Origin of the sequence: Thalassobacter stenotrophicus, assembly GCF_001458315.1 — a bacterium.
GTDB lineage: Bacteria > Pseudomonadota > Alphaproteobacteria > Rhodobacterales > Rhodobacteraceae > Thalassobacter > Thalassobacter stenotrophicus.
The window spans coordinates 48,519-66,536 of sequence record NZ_CYRX01000026.1; the positions used below are offsets into that span (position 1 = coordinate 48,519).

21 protein-coding genes are annotated in these 18,018 nt (G+C 57.8%); 8 read left to right on the plus strand and 13 right to left on the minus strand.

Annotation, left to right across the window (positions count from 1 at the left end):
• Nucleotides 1–59: 59 nt before the first annotated feature.
• The 10 genes from pufA to THS5294_RS09085 form a co-directional block, all read right to left on the minus strand.
• Nucleotides 60–209, minus strand: coding sequence for a light-harvesting antenna LH1, alpha subunit (pufA, locus tag THS5294_RS09045; protein WP_038007653.1), 150 nt, complete (start codon nt 207–209; stop codon nt 60–62).
• Between the two features lie 10 nt (nt 210–219).
• The gene (pufB, locus tag THS5294_RS09050) at nt 220–375 is read right to left on the minus strand and encodes a light-harvesting antenna LH1, beta subunit (RefSeq protein WP_038007388.1); all 156 of its coding nucleotides are present in this window, start codon (nt 373–375) and stop codon (nt 220–222) included.
• 114 nt (nt 376–489) lie between these two features.
• A complete protein-coding gene (pufQ, locus tag THS5294_RS09055) occupies nt 490–717 on the minus strand; it encodes a cytochrome PufQ (RefSeq protein ID WP_038007385.1) in 228 nt (75 codons plus the stop codon).
• Nucleotides 710–2,194 carry a chlorophyllide a reductase subunit Z gene (bchZ, locus tag THS5294_RS09060; protein ID WP_058123503.1) on the minus strand — a complete coding sequence of 495 codons (1,485 nt, stop codon included), beginning with the start codon at nt 2,192–2,194 and terminating at the stop codon, nt 710–712. Before bchZ ends, pufQ begins: the two co-directional genes overlap by 8 nt.
• The gene (bchY, locus tag THS5294_RS09065; RefSeq protein WP_058123504.1) at nt 2,194–3,780 is read right to left on the minus strand and encodes a chlorophyllide a reductase subunit Y; all 1,587 of its coding nucleotides are present in this window, start codon (nt 3,778–3,780) and stop codon (nt 2,194–2,196) included. The genes bchZ and bchY overlap by 1 nt, the downstream gene beginning before the upstream one ends.
• On the minus strand, nt 3,767–3,943 hold the full coding sequence (locus THS5294_RS18350; protein ID WP_158508590.1) for a hypothetical protein: 177 nt from the start codon (nt 3,941–3,943) through the stop codon (nt 3,767–3,769). The genes bchY and THS5294_RS18350 overlap by 14 nt, the downstream gene beginning before the upstream one ends.
• Nucleotides 3,936–4,940, minus strand: a complete 1,005-nt coding sequence (locus THS5294_RS09070) for a chlorophyllide a reductase iron protein subunit X (protein ID WP_038007379.1) — start codon at nt 4,938–4,940, stop codon at nt 3,936–3,938. The genes THS5294_RS18350 and THS5294_RS09070 overlap by 8 nt, the downstream gene beginning before the upstream one ends.
• Before the next feature lies 1 nt (nt 4,941).
• Nucleotides 4,942–5,874, minus strand: coding sequence for a chlorophyll synthesis pathway protein BchC (bchC, locus tag THS5294_RS09075; RefSeq protein ID WP_058123587.1), 933 nt, complete (start codon nt 5,872–5,874; stop codon nt 4,942–4,944).
• A gap of 122 nt (nt 5,875–5,996) precedes the next feature.
• Nucleotides 5,997–7,127 carry a methyltransferase gene (locus tag THS5294_RS09080; RefSeq protein ID WP_233486446.1) on the minus strand — a complete coding sequence of 377 codons (1,131 nt, stop codon included), beginning with the start codon at nt 7,125–7,127 and terminating at the stop codon, nt 5,997–5,999.
• The gene (locus tag THS5294_RS09085) at nt 7,124–7,996 is read right to left on the minus strand and encodes a polyprenyl synthetase family protein (protein WP_116904392.1); all 873 of its coding nucleotides are present in this window, start codon (nt 7,994–7,996) and stop codon (nt 7,124–7,126) included. The genes THS5294_RS09080 and THS5294_RS09085 overlap by 4 nt, the downstream gene beginning before the upstream one ends.
• Nucleotides 7,997–8,088: 92 nt before the next feature.
• Here THS5294_RS09085 and crtD point away from each other — a divergent pair, with 92 nt between their 5' ends.
• The 6 genes from crtD (at nt 8,089) to THS5294_RS09115 (ending at nt 14,736) form a co-directional block, all read left to right on the plus strand.
• The gene (crtD, locus tag THS5294_RS09090) at nt 8,089–9,642 is read left to right on the plus strand and encodes a 1-hydroxycarotenoid 3,4-desaturase CrtD (protein WP_058123505.1); all 1,554 of its coding nucleotides are present in this window, start codon (nt 8,089–8,091) and stop codon (nt 9,640–9,642) included.
• Entirely contained in the window at nt 9,639–10,463 is an 825-nt protein-coding gene (gene crtC / locus THS5294_RS09095) for a carotenoid 1,2-hydratase (RefSeq protein WP_503169815.1), read from the plus strand. The genes crtD and crtC overlap by 4 nt, the downstream gene beginning before the upstream one ends.
• Nucleotides 10,464–10,502: 39 nt before the next feature.
• A complete protein-coding gene (hslV, locus tag THS5294_RS09100) occupies nt 10,503–11,051 on the plus strand; it encodes an ATP-dependent protease subunit HslV (protein WP_038007373.1) in 549 nt (182 codons plus the stop codon).
• Nucleotides 11,052–11,114: 63 nt separating this feature from the next.
• Complete coding sequence (locus THS5294_RS09105) at nt 11,115–12,134, plus strand: alpha/beta hydrolase (RefSeq protein ID WP_158508591.1); 1,020 nt, start codon at nt 11,115–11,117, stop codon at nt 12,132–12,134.
• A gap of 57 nt (nt 12,135–12,191) precedes the next feature.
• A complete protein-coding gene (gene hslU, locus THS5294_RS09110) occupies nt 12,192–13,493 on the plus strand; it encodes an ATP-dependent protease ATPase subunit HslU (RefSeq protein ID WP_038007367.1) in 1,302 nt (433 codons plus the stop codon).
• A 40-nt stretch (nt 13,494–13,533) separates the two neighbouring features.
• Nucleotides 13,534–14,736 carry an MFS transporter gene (locus THS5294_RS09115; RefSeq protein WP_058123508.1) on the plus strand — a complete coding sequence of 401 codons (1,203 nt, stop codon included), beginning with the start codon at nt 13,534–13,536 and terminating at the stop codon, nt 14,734–14,736.
• Here THS5294_RS09115 and THS5294_RS09120 read toward each other — a convergent pair.
• Genes THS5294_RS09120 through THS5294_RS09130 form a run of 3 tightly spaced genes read right to left on the minus strand, consistent with a single transcriptional unit; the run spans nt 14,719 to nt 16,900 of the window.
• Nucleotides 14,719–15,309 carry a Smr/MutS family protein gene (locus THS5294_RS09120; protein ID WP_058123509.1) on the minus strand — a complete coding sequence of 197 codons (591 nt, stop codon included), beginning with the start codon at nt 15,307–15,309 and terminating at the stop codon, nt 14,719–14,721. The two genes, THS5294_RS09115 and THS5294_RS09120, sit on opposite strands and share 18 nt — an antisense overlap.
• Complete coding sequence (gene mltA, locus THS5294_RS09125; RefSeq protein WP_058123510.1) at nt 15,306–16,241, minus strand: murein transglycosylase A; 936 nt, start codon at nt 16,239–16,241, stop codon at nt 15,306–15,308. The genes THS5294_RS09120 and mltA overlap by 4 nt, the downstream gene beginning before the upstream one ends.
• The gene (locus THS5294_RS09130) at nt 16,238–16,900 is read right to left on the minus strand and encodes a Tim44/TimA family putative adaptor protein (protein ID WP_058123511.1); all 663 of its coding nucleotides are present in this window, start codon (nt 16,898–16,900) and stop codon (nt 16,238–16,240) included. Before THS5294_RS09130 ends, mltA begins: the two co-directional genes overlap by 4 nt.
• A 100-nt stretch (nt 16,901–17,000) precedes the next feature.
• Between THS5294_RS09130 and THS5294_RS09135 the strand changes: the two genes are divergently transcribed.
• The gene (locus THS5294_RS09135; protein WP_058123512.1) at nt 17,001–17,462 is read left to right on the plus strand and encodes an FxsA family protein; all 462 of its coding nucleotides are present in this window, start codon (nt 17,001–17,003) and stop codon (nt 17,460–17,462) included.
• Nucleotides 17,463–17,519: 57 nt separating this feature from the next.
• Entirely contained in the window at nt 17,520–18,017 is a 498-nt protein-coding gene (secB, locus tag THS5294_RS09140; protein WP_038007361.1) for a protein-export chaperone SecB, read from the plus strand.
• Nucleotide 18,018: the final 1 nt, after the last annotated feature.

The following is an 18,018-nucleotide window of genomic DNA, read 5'->3' on the forward strand; positions in this document are numbered from 1 at the left end:
ATTGGATAGATAGGTGCGGGCGACCAAAGCCGCCCGCAACCGATGTCGTGGGCAGCGGCTTACATGCCAGCTGCAGTTTCAAACCAGTTCAGGCCTGAGCTGAGAAGAACCAAGTGGATCATCGCAGCCAGGAGGAAAAGGAAGACGCCCTGAGCCACGAAAACGCGACGGGGGTCAAAAACGAGCCAGATTTTGTAAAATTTCGACACGTCCATATCCTTAACCTGCGAACCAAGGGAACTTGATGTACGTCAGGAAGTGCGCGACGCACGCTACGATCGTGAACAGGATGAGCCCGCTCATGTAGACCGAGTGCAGCTCCTGAGCCTGCTCATCAGTGAGACCTGTGAAGGACAGATCAGATTTATCAGCCATGGAGATCTCCAGTGGTTAGCTGACACCGCAAACCCTGCGGCCGGGCTCCGACAACACCTCATTGCATTGTCGGCCTTTCTCCCCTGTCAGAGGGGTGAAATACGTACTCGGGGTTTAGGCCGAGAATATGAGGGATGTGGCTGTCTGCGCCTGTGCCCACGCTTTGCGTAGAACACCTTCCCGTACCGCCTCGCGGTTACAGGTCAGCAGGGCGATCGCGGTGCCAATGGCAGCAATCGGCAGAGCAGCCATCAGGATAACCCCGAAATAAAACCAATATTCCGCAGTGGGTGCCTTAGAGTGGCGCGCCAAATGCGGGGCATTCGAAGTTTGATCAGACATGGCTGTTCTCCTCATCCTTGATAAAGATTTCTTTCGGCGCAAGCGCCTCGACCGTTTCGCGCACAACCCGCTCTGCGCCGGATTCCAGCGCGGATTTCTCTGCGGCATCGCGCAGTGTTTTGGCCGCAGAAATCCGGGTCAAAACGGGGTGGGTTTCTACGATACGGTCCAACAGTTTCTGCGCGTCGGCATCCCAAGGGAAATCTTGGCGCAGGGTCGTGGGGGTGGCTGCGGCGCTATCCATTTCACTGCCCAAGGGCAGGATGTGGAACAGGGCATCAAACAGGCCGTTGCAGACCTCTTGCAGCATATACGTCGCCCCGGCGTAGCCCATAAAGGGCGTGCCCGTGGCACGACGAATGGCAGCACCGGGGAAGCTGGCGGGGATAAACGCTGGCTTTGGCCCATGTCCCGCAGCCATCTCGGCCATATACATTTTCTCGTTGATCGACCCCATAACGATCAGTGGGCGCTTTGAATGCATCATCGCACGCACTTCGTCGTTGTCCGTCTTTTTGCCAGCGGTCCGAGCCACGGCAAAGGCACAGGGCAGGCCAAGGTCAACGTCTAAGAATTTCTTGATACCGCGCGCGTAGGTTTCGTTCGCAACGATGCCAAAGCTGGCCGTCGCAAAGAAATCCTGCGTCACAGAGCGCCACAAATCCCAAACGGGTTTGATCGTGGAATGCTTTTCCCGCTCGATGAACGGCTCAGGATCGAGGCCCAACTGCGCGCCCAAGGTACGCAAGAACGCTGTCGTGCTTTCGATCCCGATGGGCGCTTGCAGATAGGGCTTGCCCAGAACTTCGCATAGCCCCCGGCCAAATTCACGGTACATGCAGATGTTGACGTCGGCATTCACCAGATTGCGCATTTCCGCGAGGTGCGCACCAAGCGGCATCACCATGTTTACTTCGGCACCAATGCCTTCGACCAAACGTCGGATTTCAGCCAGATCCGAGGGCATGTTGAACGTGCCATACATCGGCCCAAGGATATTCACCCGAGGCGCCGCACCTTCTTCGCGCTTTTTCTCAGGGGGCATCCGGCCCTTGGTCATGCCAAACTCGGTAAAGATCCAAGTCATCGCACGGTCGGCGCATTCCCATTGATCTTCATCGATGGTGCGCGGCAGGAACCGTTGAATGTTGGTGCCCATGGGCGTCACGCCGCCGCCGATCATCTCGGCGATGGAACCTGTTACAACGACGGCGGGCAGGGCAGGGTCCAACGTGCCCCACGCGCGTTTCATCGCGCCCTCGGTGCCGTCGCGTCCCAACTCTTCTTCGCCCAAACCCGTCGTTACGATGGGCAATTCATGGGGCGGCAGGCCGTCTGTATAGTGTAAAACAGAGGTCACGGGCAGGTTTTCACATCCAACAGGGCCGTCAATCACCACTTGCAGGCCCTTTACGGCGCAAAACGCGTAAACAGCCCCCCAGTATCCGCCAGCGCGGTCGTGATCTTGAATAAGCATCAGATCATCTCCTGCGCTTTTGCAGCGCGGGCCGCTTTGTCGAGCTTCTTTTGCTGCGTCGCGCGGAAATCGGGACGCAGGTTTGGCGCGCCCTCCCAGACACCAGCGGTGTCACCGTGGCCAACGCCCTCAAAGAACTCTTTCATGTGGTCAAAGCGATGTTTGTTTTCCATCGCGGCATTCACCACCTGTTGCAGGCTGCCTGCACCCATCGGACCCATCAAAGGTCGAGCCGAGATCAGGTTGGTGAAATACAAGCCGGGGATCGCAAGCTCTTTGGCCTTTTGCACAACGGGCGTGGTGCCGATCGCAAGGTCCGGCTTGATCGCTTCCATCGCGGCGCAATCATCCTCAAGCGAGGCTCGGAATTTGACCTTAACGCCCTTGGCTTCCAGCCACTCAACGTCCGACTGCGACCATTCCGTTTTGGGGCAGGCGGTGCCAACGTAGGGCACGTTTGCGCCGCTTTCGATCAATAGGCGGGCGACCAACAGCTCTGAGCCTTCGTAACCCGAAAGCGTGATCGTGCCGTTGACCGGCGTCGCGGCCAGCGCGCTTTTGATCGCGGGAAGAAACGCGTTTTGTGCGGCTGCAACCATGTCTGGTTTTACGTTGAACGCATCGCCAATGGCCGACAGCCACGCGGCGGTGCCGTCATGCCCAACCGGGGCTGAGCCCACGATTTTCCGTCCCGCTGCCTGAAACTCGCGTATCGCGGCGGTGTAGAACGGGTGGATCGCGGCGACGGCACCGCAATCCAGGGCTGAATAGAGCTCACGCCACTCACGGCAGGGAACGACCGGACCTGCCGCCAGACCGAGTGGCGCGAGCATCCCTCCAATTCCTATCGGATCTGCAGGGAACATTTCGCCCAACAGGGTCACTGTCGGACGATCCGCTTTGCCCGCTGCGGGGGCAGCGACCGGTCCGGCCTCCACTTCCTTGCGGGCGTAGTTGAGCATCGCGCCGGCCAAAACATCCTTGGCCTCCGCGTGCGTCGGAATACCAAAGCCGGGGACGTCGATGCCGACGATCCGTACTCCGTTGATTTCATCGGGAAGCAACCGCAACGGCACACCGGACGCGGTGGGCACACACAAGTTGGTCACGACAACAGCGTCATACCGTTCGGGATCAGCCATTTCATGAACGGCGTCCCGGATATCCTCGAACAGTTTGCCGGTTACGAGGGTTTCGGAATTAAAGGGCACATATCCGACCGAGCGGCGCGCCCCATAAAAGTGGCTGACAAATGTCAGGCCATAAACGCAACACGCCGACCCGGACAAAACCGTAGCCGTGCGGCGCATCCGCAGACCCACGCGCAGCGACCCAAACGCTGGGCACATGGATTGGGGTTTGTCGTGGGGGCCTTGGGGATAGTCCTTGGCGTATTGATCCAGAATGTCAGACTTACCCGCCATCCGGGCTGCCGCTTCCATCTCACCGGCGCCCGCGTGACACCCCATGCCATCAACCGGTGCAGCACCCACAGGTGCTTCATCCCGATCTTGGCCGAGTGTGACCTCTACTTCGGCCGTGTCATCATAGCTGACCTCTGAGCCGCGCGTGTCATGCTTGTCCATCGTGCACCTCTTTTGTGAAGCCGAAGGGACATTGCACCTGATCATCACGGGCGATCATGCGTTGAAGCGTGCGAATAGAGCGGTCCTCTGCGACCGTTTCCGCGATGGGCGTTGCGGCGCGTTCGGCCTCATCCCATTGAGACAGTTCTTGAAGATCAAACATTGTCGTAAATGACCTCCAAACTTTCGACAGGCTTGGCATTCTTGCCGCGCATGTCAGTGTCTGTGGCAGGCTCAAGCTTTACGCCCGCGCCGGTTTCAGAGCCATCGAACAGCTCCAAAAGGCCATCTTGGCTCAGGGCTGTGGGCCGCTGAGGAGGGGCCAATGCAACGTTGTCGCCAAGGGCCGCGAACAGGGCGCCCCATTCGCTCTCAGCGGTGCCGACGATTTGGTAGTTTGCAGATTTCTTGCGCAGATCATCGTTTTGCGGGATCGAGGCGAGGATCGGGATATCCACGGCCTCAGCAAAGGCCTGCGCCTCACCGGAACCATCATCCTTGTTGATCACAAGACCGGCGACGCCGACGTTGCCGCCCAGCTTGCGGAAGTATTCCACTGCCGAGCAGACATTGTTGGCCACATACAAGGATTGCAGGTCGTTCGAGGCAACCAAGATCACCTTTTGCGCCATGTCCCGGGCGATCGGCAGACCAAAGCCGCCGCATACCACGTCGCCGAGGAAATCGAGCAGAACGTAATCAAAGTCCCAATCGTGGAACCCTAGCTTTTCGAGCAATTCAAACCCGTGAATAATCCCGCGGCCACCACAGCCACGACCCACTTCGGGGCCGCCCAGTTCCATCGCGAACACACCGCCACGCTTGAAACACACATCACCGATTTTGACCTCTTCACCCGCGAGCTTTTTCTTGGTCGAGGTTTCAATGATCGTGGGGCAGGCTTTGCCACCGAACAGCAGCGATGTGGTGTCGGATTTTGGGTCACACCCGATGAGCAGAACCCGTTTGCCCTGCTCGGCCATCATGTGGCTGAGGTTCGCGAGCGTAAAGGATTTCCCGATGCCGCCTTTGCCATAGATCGCAATGATCTGGGTCTTTTTCGTCGGTTCGCCCTGGGGCACTTCCAGTGTGGGTTCTTCGGCCGCTTCGTCACGCAGGCGGTCGTTGAATTCCTTCAGGTTCGGTACATCAAGGGTCATTCTAGTGCTCCCAATTAAGGATCATCTTCAGGCAGGTTGGGTCATTGAACGCGGTCTGATACGCACTCGCGGCCCCTGCTTGTGAAGATTGGTGGGTAATAAGCCCGGCAAGGCTAAGCGCGCCGGTTTCAATAAGATCGCGGGTGGCGATCAGGTCGTCTGAGGTCCACTCTGCGGCGATGCGCAGGCGGGCTTCCTTCATGAACGCAGGCGGGAAGGCAAAGGTCAGCGGTTCGGGATAAAACCCGGCCAAAACGACCTCACCACCCTTGGCGATGCGCGACACAAAGGTATTCAAAAGATCGCCGTTGCCCGATGCGTCGATCACACAACCGTAGTCGTGGCGCGGGTCGGCGTCGGGATGGATCACATCATACCCGTCAGCCCCGGCCATACGATCGGTGTTAACCTCCCACACGGTGGGTGTCTTGCCGGAGGCGATACAGATACGGGCCAAAAGGCGACCAAAGACGCCGTGACCCACGATCAGGTCAGGCAATTCGGCAATAGGGGCGCAGATGGCGTGCCGCGCGGTGGCGGCTAACGCCAAGAGGGAGCCTTCGGGCCCCATCTGGCGGTCAATCTTTACGGCCCGCGCGCTGTCGGACACCAATCGGCTAGAGGCGCCGCCAAACAGGCCCTTCACATCGCCGTAGCAATTCGCACCCGGAACAAACACGTGATCGCCAACGGCGAATTCCGCGTCTGGGCCCGCTTCGACGACCTCACCAGAGGCCTCATACCCAGGGATCAGAGGATACCCCATGCCGGGGAAGGGCGGCATATTGCCGGACCAAAACAGTTTCTCGGTGCCAGTGGAAATGCCGGAATGCGCAATTTCGACCACAATGTCGGCAGCACCAGGAACGGACAGCGCAACGGTTTGCACGTCGATCTCCTTCGGGCCGGTCAAGATAACTGCGGTCGCGTCCACGTCTGTGAGTTCCTTCACTCGCCTCGACTCTCCTTCGGAGACTCAAGGTGTGTCGATTTGTCGTGATGTAAGAATAAACTGACAGTTAATAATGTCAATTAAAACTGACACTCAGCATTGCATTAGCTCTGAGCGTGCTTACGTGCTTCGATCACGTGGGTCACAAACGCCCGCGAACTGCCTTGATCCGTGACCGTCGAGAACCCAGCAGCAAGCAGCATCTGTTTGATTTTATGGGGACTTCTGGCACGCCCAGTTTGCATCGCCAGCGTATAGAACGCGAAATATCCATCCCCACTACGCGTGGGGTTTTCGCCACCAGCCATAGGTTCGGACACGATCAGGCGCCCACCTTCGGGCAGAGTGTCATATATTTTAGACAGTAGTGCTGCCACCGTTTCATCCGCATGATCATAGAGAACGCGGACCAGTGAAATCGCGTCAGCACCCTGCGGAAGAGGGTTATCACGAAAGCTGCCCGGCGTAATTGTCACCCGCTGGGATAGCCCCGCTTGGGCGAATTGCGCAGTCGCATCTGGCACCACAGCGGCCAGGTCGAACAAATGAAGCGCGGGCTTTTTGTGCCGCGCCCCAACAGCGCGCAAAAACGCGCCCGTCCCGCCGCCAATATCCAAAACCGTCCGCGCATCGCGCAGGTCCACACGCGCCAGAGTATCCTCAGCCACAAGGACTTGGCTCTGCGCCATGAGGTCAGAATAGGTGCGCGCGGTTTCGGAATCTTCAGCCTGTGCTGCGCCGAAAACATAGGGCCAAAACTGCGCAAGCTCTGTGTCCTTTTGCTGTGCGAGCAAGGCCACAGGATCCTCAAGGTCGCGGTAGAATGCGCCGTGATGGCGGATCATCGCCTCTAGCCCGGGCACACCCTGCATCGCCGCACCCAGACGACCCGGACGATAAAGCGCGCGTTTTTTCGTCATTAGGCCCAATGCCACGGCGGCATCGCAAAGGATTTCCATCCGGTCCGCAGTCAGGTCGGTTCCTTTGGCCAAGTCCGCAGCCGACAAAGGTCCAGCCATCAGCGTCGGTAGTAGCCGCAGTTCAACCACAGCCAATAAAACTTGCGAGTAAACAAACCCAGAGACCAGATCGAACAGCTTTTCGCCATCCTTACGCGCAATGCGGCGGGTCAACGGAAAACGCGCCGCCCAGCTTTGGAATCGGCGCGACGCAATCAAACGCGGCAACCACGGCCCCTTGCGAGCCACGGGCATCTGCGGATCAGCGAGTGTCATTCTGCTGCGGTGGATGCCGGCATCACTGGCGTCAGACGCTCAGCCGTTTTCCGCACCATCTCTGCGAGCATGGCTTCGCCCGGACACGATGGGATCGACGAAATTGCCCCACCAAGAATATCCTCAAGGCGCTTTACCGCACCTCCAACACCGTATTCGCTAACGGCATTGGGGCGATTGTGCAGAGCGTCTTGTCCAGCAGGTTTTCCAATCGTGTCCGCATCATACAGCGCATCAAGCAGGTCATCGGCCACTTGGAACGCCTCACCAATACGCGCGCCAAGTTCGGTCCAAGGTTCAGCCTCTTGCCCCGCAGCGATGGCACCCATGCGGGTCGCGGCAGTAAACAGTGCGCCAGTTTTCGCCCGGTGATAGGCGGACAGATCAATATGTTCTTCGCTTTCCCAACCTTGGCCTGCACAAATTCCATTCGGCATACCGGTAAAGTTGGCGAGTTCGGACATCAGCTCAGCAGCACGGGCAGGGTGTTTGCGCGCAACCTGGGCCAGTGTGTCGAACCCTTGAACAATGAGACTATCACCTGTCAGCAGCGCCAAAGCTTCGCCGTATTCTTTGTGAACCGTCGGCTTGCCGCGCCGGGTGTCGGCGTCATCGAAGCAAGGCATGTCATCGTGAACGAGGCTCGCGCAGTGGATCAACTCAATCGAGGTTGCCGCCGCGTTGGACACATCAGGCGCATCATCGCCACAAGCTAAAGCCACAGAAAGTGAGATTGTCGGACGAATGCGCGCCCCTCCGGGCTTCATTGCGTAGAACAATGCATTAGAAAGCTGGGTCGGAGCAGAACCGCGCCGCGCCCGCAAAAGAGCCGCGTCAATCGCGTTTTCGATGCGAGTTTTCAATGGCATATCGGATCTCCGTACCGTTAGTGTCATAATTATCTGACACATACATGTAAATCACACTGGACATATGAGCCGTCCGAGTCAACTGTTTGTGTATGACAAGACAGATTGTGATCATCGGAGCCGGGGTAGGTGGCCTCGCCACCGCCATGCGGCTGTGCGCCCATGGTGACGTCACAATTCTTGAGGCGCACGACGCGCCCGGCGGCAAGATGCGAACGGTCCCGTCGGACGCTGGCCCTGTCGATGCTGGCCCAACTGTCATGACCATGCGGCCTGTTTTTGAGGACTTGTTCCACAGCGCAGGTGCACGGCTGGATGACCATGTCACCCTCGTGCCCGAAACGATACTCGCCCGTCATCACTGGCAAGACGGCAGCACACTGGACCTGTTCGCAGATCAACGCGCATCCGAGGACGCGGTGGGTACATTCGCCGGTGCCAAAGCCGCGCGCGAATTTCGGCGGTTTTCTAAGACCGCCGCGCAGCTGTTCAACGCCTTTGAGGGCCCCATGATGCACAGCGCGGCACCGTCCCAAGACGCGCTAACCCGGCATGTAATGCGGCACCCCAGCCTTATCCCCGCGATGGCGCCCGGCTTATCGCTTGCGCGCAAGCTCGCGCTTTCGTTTTCGGACCCCCGGTTGCGGCAATTGTTCGGACGCTACGCTACCTATGTTGGCGGTTCGCCCTATCAATCGCCCGCGATCCTTGGGTTGATCTGGCACGCAGAGGCGCAGGGTGTTTGGCGCGTTGAAGGCGGTATGCATATGTTGGCGCAAGCGATGGCCAATGTTGCCACACAGGCAGGCGCGACCCTTCGAACAAACAGCTCTGTCATCCGTATCGAAACCCAAGGCGATAAGGTTGTCGCGGTTCACACCAAAGATGCACGCTACCCCGCCGATGTCGTCGTTTTTAACGGCGATCCAAAGGCGTTGAACGCGGGGCTTTTGGGCGCCTCATCACAAAAAGCCGTTCCGCCCCAAGAACCAAGAAGCCTATCAGCCTTTGTCTGGTCATTCGCCGCAACACGGTCTGGTGTCGCACTGGACCATCACAATGTGTTCTTTGCAAAAGACCCTAAACATGAGTTTTCCGCAATCGAAGCCGGGCAAATGCCCACCGATGCCACGCTATATGTATGTGCCCAAGATCGCGGAACAGGCACGCAAACGGACGGCCCTGAGCGGTTTGAGATCATTATGAACGGCCCACCGCGCCCCCAAACCGAACCGAGCCAAAAGGAGATGAATCAATGTCACCACGTGACCTTTCAGACGCTAGAGGGCATGGGGCTCAGGTTCTCTCCGCAGCCGTCAACAGCCGCACTCACGACACCAGAGATGTTCAATCGTCTGTTTCCGGCATCGGACGGATCCCTTTACGGGCGATCCCCACATGGAATGATGGCAGCGTTCCAACGCCCGACCGCGCGGACACCCTTGGCCGGGCTTTATCTCGCGAGCGGGGGGGCGCATCCGGGGGCGGGCATTCCGATGGCGGCTCTCTCCGGCAAGCACGCGGCAGAGGCGATCTTGAGCGACCTTGCTTCAACATCGACGTCCCCGAAAACGGCTATGCGTGGTGGTACATTGACGGCATCAGCGAAGACGGAAGCCGCGCGATCTCGATCATCGCCTTCATAGGGTCGGTCTTTTCGCCCTGGTACCGGTGGTCGGGGCGCAAAGACCCCGCCAATCACTGCTGCATCAATGTCGCGACCTACGGGCGGGGCGGACGCTGGACCATGACCGACAGGGGGCGTTCGGCGCTAAAGCTCTCGGATGAAACAATGACGGTTGGCCCATCGTCCCTGCATTGGGACGGCGAAAAACTGGTGATCGACCTGAACGAGATCAGCACGCCCCACGCACAGCGGCTTGCGGGTAAGGTCACGATCCGACCCAAAACGCTCACCTCCGTTGAACTACCCTTAACGGACGACGGTCGTCATGTTTGGCGTCCCTTTGCACCATCGAGCGACATTGAAGTTGACCTGAACCGCCCCGGTTGGCGTTGGAATGGGCACGGTTATTTCGACAGCAACTTTGGGACGGCAGCCCTAGAGGATGACTTCAGCTATTGGACGTGGGGCCGGTATCCGGTGCCGGGCGGATCTGTCACGTTTTATGACGCGGACCGCCGTGATGGCAGCGAGCTGTCCGTCGCAGTGCGGTTCGGCGATGATGGGTCGGTTGAGGAAATTCCCGGCCCCCCACGTACCCGCATGGCAAGATCCCGCTGGTTGGTCCGCCGCGAAACCCGCGCAGACCCTGGCACCGCCCCGCGTGAGGTCAAAATGATGCTCGACGCACCGTTTTATTCACGCAGCGCAGTCAAAACCATGATCGACGGCCATGAAACCATCGGTGTGCATGAGGCGCTCGACCTCAACCGTTTTGGGACGAAACTCATTAAGCCGATGCTCGCGGTCAAAGTGCCCCGCCGCGCCCGCTGGCAATTTTGAACGACCCCCGGCATACAGGGGCCAAACGGAGGTCAAAAGATGAGCGAATTTCCCGGTTGGCACGGCACAACAATCATCGGTGTGCGCAAAGGCGGTAAGGTCGTTGTTGCGGGCGACGGACAGGTGTCGCTTGGGCAAACGGTCATCAAGGGTACGGCGCGCAAAGTGCGCAGGCTTTCACCTGGCGGGCATGAAGTTGTTGCGGGCTTTGCCGGATCAACGGCCGATGCCTTCACCCTGCTTGAACGGTTAGAAACCAAGCTAGAGGCCACCCCGGGCCAACTGGCCCGCGCAAGCGTCGAATTGGCCAAAGACTGGCGCACCGACAAGTACCTGCAAAAGCTAGAAGCGATGCTGATCGTCACGGACGGCACCGACCTGTTCGTGATCACCGGCGCGGGCGATGTGCTGGAGCCAGAGCATGACATCGCCGCTATCGGGTCGGGCGGGAACTTCGCGCTCGCGGCAGCGCGCGGCCTGATGGAAACAGACTTAGACGCCGAAACATTGGCACGCAAAGCCATGGCCATTGCTGCCGACATTTGCGTTTACACCAATGGCAAGCTCACGGTTGAAACGATCGGCTGACACATGTGGCGCGCGCTCATCGTTTTGGGATTATTAGCGGGCTGCGCACCACGCGCGGCCCTCATGAGCGCGCCATCTGGACTTGATCTACCGACCCGGTCGGTCTTTGTGACGACACAGCGCGATATTGATCCTGATACTCGCGTTCTGACATCGGCGCGCAGTCCACAATCCCGCCATATGCAGATCGACATCACGCTGCCGCCCAATCGGCCGGAGGGAGAAGTTGCCTTTCCTTTCCGCAAGCCTGACCCTGAAACCGACATGCTGGTCAGCGATGTAACACCTTTTGGTACCCAGCGCGCGCTGATCACCGGCATCAAACGCGCCTTATCCCAAAGTGATGAAAAACGCGTTCAGCTTTATATTCACGGCTACAACAACACCTTTGCTGACGGCGTTTTGCGAACCGTGCAAATGGCTGAGGACTTTGATTTCAACGGCGTGTCGGCGCATTACTCATGGCCATCTGCAGGCAACGCGCTTGCCTATGCGTTTGACCGTGAATCCATCATGGCATCGCGCTCAGGGCTGCAAGATCTCATCGTGGCCCTGTCTGGGTTAACAACCAAAGAATTCACCGTCGTCGCCCACTCTGTCGGATCGGATCTGTTGATGGAGGTCCTACGAGACTTGGCAATCTCTGGCCGGCGCGACGTGTTGGATAGGTTGGATGGCGTCGTCCTGATTTCGCCAGATATCGACCTTGATGTGTTCAAGGCGCAGGCCACCCGGATTGGCAAATTGCCTGATCCGTTTATCGTGATTGCCTCTCCGAACGATCGGGCGTTAACGGTCTCTGCCCGGCTGACGGGCCAAGTAAGCCGGGTTGGTTCCTTGGGGGATTCAGATGAGTTGGGGGCTTTCGATCTATTGTTTTTGGATGTCAGCGGATTGTCATCAGGGGGCGACAGGCTTCGGCACTTTACGGCAGCCTCATCGCCAGAAGCCATTCGCCTGATCCGCCAACTGTCAAAAACCGCTGATGCCTTGGGCCGCGATGCCGCCCTGAGGCCGGGACTTATTCCGGGCTCGGTCATCCGCGCCCGCCAAACAACACGTATCATCCTTGGGCAGCCCTAGACCGATTGGTTGCGATTTTCGACCGGGCGCTTAGTTAGGACCAAGAAGGAGACCATAATGACCAACCTGACCCCGCGTGAAATCGTATCCGAGCTTGACCGTTTCATCATCGGCCAAAAGGATGCCAAGCGGGCTGTTGCCGTGGCGCTCCGCAATCGTTGGCGCCGCAAGCAGTTGGGCGATGACCTGCGCGATGAAGTGTATCCCAAGAACATCTTGATGATCGGCCCCACCGGCGTTGGCAAAACCGAAATCTCTCGTCGTCTTGCCAAGCTTGCGCGCGCGCCGTTTCTAAAGGTTGAGGCCACGAAATTCACCGAAGTCGGTTATGTTGGTCGCGATGTAGAGCAGATCATTCGTGATTTGGTGGACAGTGCCATCCTGATGACCCGTGAACACATGCGCGATGAGGTTAAAGCCAATGCTCATTCCGCCGCAGAGGAGCGGGTGATTGACGTGCTGGCCGGTGACGGCGCCCGCGATGGCACCCGGGATATGTTCCGCAAAAAACTGCGCGCCGGTGAATTGGACGACAAGATCATTGAGCTTGAGGTGCAGGATACCTCGAACCCGATGCCCTTTGAGATCCCGGGCCAGCCCGGACAGATGCCCGGCGGCATGGATCTTGGGGCAATGTTTGGCAAAGCATTCCAGCGCACAGTTACGAAACGCCTAACCGTTGCGGCCAGCTATGATCTGCTGATCGACGAAGAGGCTGACAAACTGCTCGATGCTGAGGCCGTCAATCGTGAGGCGATCCGTGCGGTTGAGCAATCTGGCATCGTATTTATCGATGAAATCGACAAGGTTTGCGCCCGCTCTGATGCGCGTGGCGGTGACGTGTCCCGCGAAGGGGTGCAGCGTGATTTATTGCCTCTGATTGAAGGTACAACCGTTTCGACCAAGCACGGACCCGTCAAAACCGACCACGTCCTGTTCATTGCATCCGGTGCGTTTCATATCGCAAAACCCTCGGACCTTTTGCCCGAACTTCAGGGTCGTTTGCCCATCCGCGTCGAATTGCGCGGCCTGACCGAAGAAGACTTCGTGCGCATTCTGACGGAAACCGACAACGCGCTGACACGGCAATACACGGCGCTGATGGCGACGGAAGAAGTCACTGTTGATTTCACGCCCGAGGGTATCGGTGCCTTGGCCCGCATCGCCGCTGAGGTAAACGAAAGCGTTGAGAATATCGGGGCACGGCGGCTTTATACGGTGCTGGAACGCGTGTTCGAGGATCTTAGCTTTTCCGCGCCTGATCGGACCGGCGATACGGTTACGGTTGATGCGGCATTTGTTGACAAACACCTCGGCGCTTTGGCGAAATCGACCGATCTAAGCCGTTATGTGCTCTAAAACACTAGCGTGATGCACCCTTGGGCCGTAACGCTTGGCCATGATCGGGTTTTTCCTCTCTAACATCCGCTGGCTGGCGGCGGGGGCGCTGTTGGCGTTTTCGTCCAGCTATGGGCAAACCTTCTTTATCGCGATCTTTGCCGGTGAAATTCGCCGTGATTTCGGGTTAAGCCATGGGGATTGGGGTCTGATCTATGGGATCGGTACAGGTGTGTCGGCCCTGATCATGGTATGGGCAGGCGGGTTAACAGACAGGTTCCGGGTGCGGACACTCTCCGCGATAACACTGATCCTGCTAGCACTGTCGTGCATTGCGATGGCGGTTAACCCATTTGCGGGAACCTTAGTGTTTTTGATCCTCGCGCTACGGGTGACGGGGCAGGGCATGCTGAGCCATATCCCCGCTGTTGCGATGACCCGCTGGTTCGTTGCCTCGCGCGGGCGGGCGTTGGCCATTGCGGCCCTTGGTTTTGCTGTGGCGCAGGCGTTCCTGCCTATGCTGTTTGTCATGATCAAAGACGCAGTGGGGTGGCGTGTTTCGTGGGCAATTGCAGCCGGCTTCGCATTTCTCGCCATCCCGCTGTTGGTTTGGCTTTTGCAAAAGGAACGCACGCCACAATCCCACGCTGAGGAAAAGGGTGCGACAGGTATGGGCGCGCGGCATTGGACCCGCGCTGAGGCTATACGACACCCGCTATTCTGGGCCTTTTGCCCTTCGATCTTTGGCTTATCGGCTTGGGGGACAGCGCTGTTTTTCCACCAAGTCCACTTGGCCGAAGTTAAGGGTTGGACGCATGCGGACCTCACCCTCTTGTTTCCCGTTTTTACAGTGGCGTCTGTGGTTGCGATGCTCTGCGCAGGCGCGGCTATTGATCGATTTGGCACGCGGCTTCTTGTTCCAACCTATCTGATCCCGGCTGCGTTGGGCTTTATGTTGCTGGCGTCAGCTACGTCATTGTGGGTGGGCGGTGCTGCATTTGTGATAATCGGCGCAACCCAAGGTATGAGCGCGGCTGTCCCCGGCGCGTTTTGGGCAGAGCACTATGGCACGCAATTCGTCGGATCTATCAAGGCGCTAGCGACCGCAGTCATGGTGGCGGGATCAGCCGCGGGGCCTTGGATCACCGGTGCATTCATCGACACCGGTTTGTCGTTCAATGCACAATTTCCCTTGTTTAGTGTCTATTTTGTGGGCGCAGGCCTATTGGCGTGGCTCGGCCTAAGGTCAGCGCGCTCGGCGTAGATAGACATAATATGCACCCTCACCACCATGGCTAATGTGCGCTTGGGTCACCTGTGAAACCACTGCACCCATCGGAGGCATAGCCAGCCATTGAGGCACTTGGTGTCGCAAAACCCCGCGGCGGATTGGGATAGGGCCATCATCGCGCGTGCTTTTGCCTTTGCCGGTCACTACGAGCAGAAGCCTTTTGCCATCCGCATGCCCGTCCATCACGAACCGCATCAGCGTGGGGTGGGCCGCCGCCAGCGTCATGCCGTGCAAATCCAGCTTCCCCTCGGGACGGACCTTACCGCGCCGCATTTTTGTAAACGTCTTTTTGTCCATACGCAGCGGAGCGCTATTCACACGCTCCCGCAGGGCGGGGGCAATGTCATGCGAAGGCAGCTTGGCACGTGCCTGCTGACCCAATTGAAAATGTGAGATCGTATGATCAGGCTTTGGGCTAGGCTTGGGTTTTGGTTGCTCCGGCGGCGCGCTTGCCCGCTTGGTAGGGTGCAGCGGCTCAGCCGTTTTGACGACCTCCTGCCAAAGGGCGGTATCGTCTGAACTAAGCTCCTTGCGACGGCGGCTCATGTCGATACCTCACGCGGCAAAAGGAGTGTCATGGTAACCTCGGCATTCAGTGACCCTGCGCGCAGGCCGGCATCTGTGCCAGTTCCGCAATAAAGATCGCCCCGGTTAGGGCCCTTGATCGCGCTACCTATATCTTGGGCCACGCATAGGCGGTTATAACCCTCCAACTCGATCCAAACTGGGGTGCCAAGCGGAATATATGCTGGATCTACCGCCAATGTACGATCAGTCGTCACCGGCCGGTCCATCGCGCCAAGTGGCCCACTGTCTTGTGGCAGGTCGAGGACTTTGAAGAACACGAAAGAGGGGTTCAGTAGCAACAGATCGGTTCCATTTGTGCGGAGCCACGCCTTAACCTTATCCGCCGATACCTCGTCTGCGGCGAAAACATTTTTGCGGACCAGTTCAGCACCTATACTGACATAGGGATGACCGTTTTTAGCGGCAAAACCCACACGAAGGCTTTGACCATCCGCAAACATCAATCGCCCTGATCCCTGCACTTGTAGGAAAAAAGCATCTACCGGGTCCCGTAGCCACGCAATTTCTAGTCCTAGCCCATCCAGCGCCCTGTCCCGAATGATCGCCTTACGAGTCAATGCTTGCGATGCAGCGTCCTGAGGGCAGGCATAGATCGGACAGGGGTATTCATTTGTACGCACTCGGGATGCAGCAATTTCAGGCTCGTAATAGCCGGTTAAATGCCCGCGACCGTTACCTAGACGCTTCAACGCAAAATGCGTCTCAAAGAATTCACGCGCCGACACATCGCCGGGTTTTTCCATTAGGGGGTAACTAAGGTCACGCGTGTTTTCAAAACACGCCCACGCGGCTGCGTGATCATCGTTAGACCAGCCGGGCAGGGCATCAAACGACAAAGGCCGGGTATCGGACCCGGCCTTTTCGGTGTCTTTTAGGGATACGTCGGTCATCCACCCGTCGCGACGAGACGCCAGTTAGGATCATCCTCGCCCATGGTCCGTGCAAACGTCCAAACATCGCGCTGTTTCTTGATTTCGTTGGGGTTGCCCTCAACGATCTCACCATCTTCGTTGCGGACAACGCTGGTCAGCTCACCCACAAAGCGGAGTGTTACCTCTGCTTCATTCGTATCGCGATCAAAGGTTGCAGATTCCAGACCAACCTCACGCACACCGACGAAATCAGCTTCAATCCGCAGACCTTTGTCTTCACGGTCGGCAATCACTGAAACGAACGTCTCATAGACGTCTTCGGCGAGGAAATCCTCAATCTCAGCAACATCGCCACGCTCAAACGCCATGAGGATCATTTCATAGGCACCACGTGCGCCGCCAATGAACTCAGTCACGGAAAAACCGGGCTCTACAAGCTTCATCCCGGCAAGTGCGCGGGCGGATTCAGATCCGTCATCTACATGATCGATAATGTCACGGTCCGGGCCACCATCAATGACTTCAAAGTCACGACGCACAGAGCGGCCCTGCGGCGTGGGTGTGTTTGCGGGAGGCGCTTCAAACCCGTCGCGCGTGCCAAGTACACTTTTCAACCTGAGAATCAGGAACAAAGCGATCCCGCCAAGTATAAGTAAACCAATCACGGGGTTATCCATTTGTATCCTCGGGCCTAAGGCGTTTCATTTTTCGTTACTCATCCCTATGTAAGGCCGGCAAGGGGTCAAGTCCACAAACCCCAGCCAAGGAGGTGTCCCAATGTGGCTATTTTTGCTTTTTGTCGGCGTGCCGGTCTTAGAAATAGCGCTTTTCCTACAGGTTGGCGGATGGTTGGGCATGTGGCCAACTCTCGGGATTGTGATCCTAACGGCGGCGGTGGGCACTGTTCTTGTACGCTCACAAGGACTTGCTCAGTTGGCAAAGCTGCAAAACTCCTTTCAGGAGATGCGTGATCCTACCGAAACCTTGGCCCACGGGGCGATGGTTCTGGCATCCGGGCTTTTGTTGCTAACGCCTGGTTTTTTTACTGATGGAGTGGGCTTTGCCCTATTGGTGCCGGGCGTGCGGAGCGTGATCCTGCGATATGTTCGTAGCAAGGTCCGCATCCAAAGCTTTCAGTATGGGGCGCAGACCGCACCGCGCGCTGAGGATGATATCATTGATTTGACGGCAGATGCAGAGCCCCGTGACCGGCCATCCGGTTGGACCAAGCCCGACTAGCTTGAGGGTCCAAGGGTCCTCTGATATCTGGGTATCAACCTTATCTTGGAGCGATCAATGGCCGACGAAACCCCCGCAGCAGCGCCCGAACAGCAGGCAGCGCCGCAAATGAAAGTCCTTGCACAGTTCATCCGTGATCTGTCGTTTGAAAACATCGCAGCCCAAAAGGGTATGCAAGGCAATGCAGAGCCCGATATCAACGTACAAGTCGGCCTAGACGCCAAAAAGCGCCCGGTTGAGAACCAGTACGATGTCACCATCAAGCTGAACATCGAAGCCAAGTCCAAAGCGGACGACGCCAAGATTTTCGTTCTTGAGCTGGATTACAACGGCATTTTCCACATCGAAAACGTGCCAGATAACCAGTTGCACCCCTTCTTGTTGATCGAATGCCCTCGGATGCTGTTCCCGTTTGTGCGCCGCATTGTGTCGGACATCACGCGTGACGGTGGCTATCCGCCGCTGAACCTAGAAACCATTGATTTCGTAGCCCTTTATCGCAGCGAAATCACACGCCGGGCCCAAGCTGAGGCCGCTCAGGCAACGGTTTCCTAAG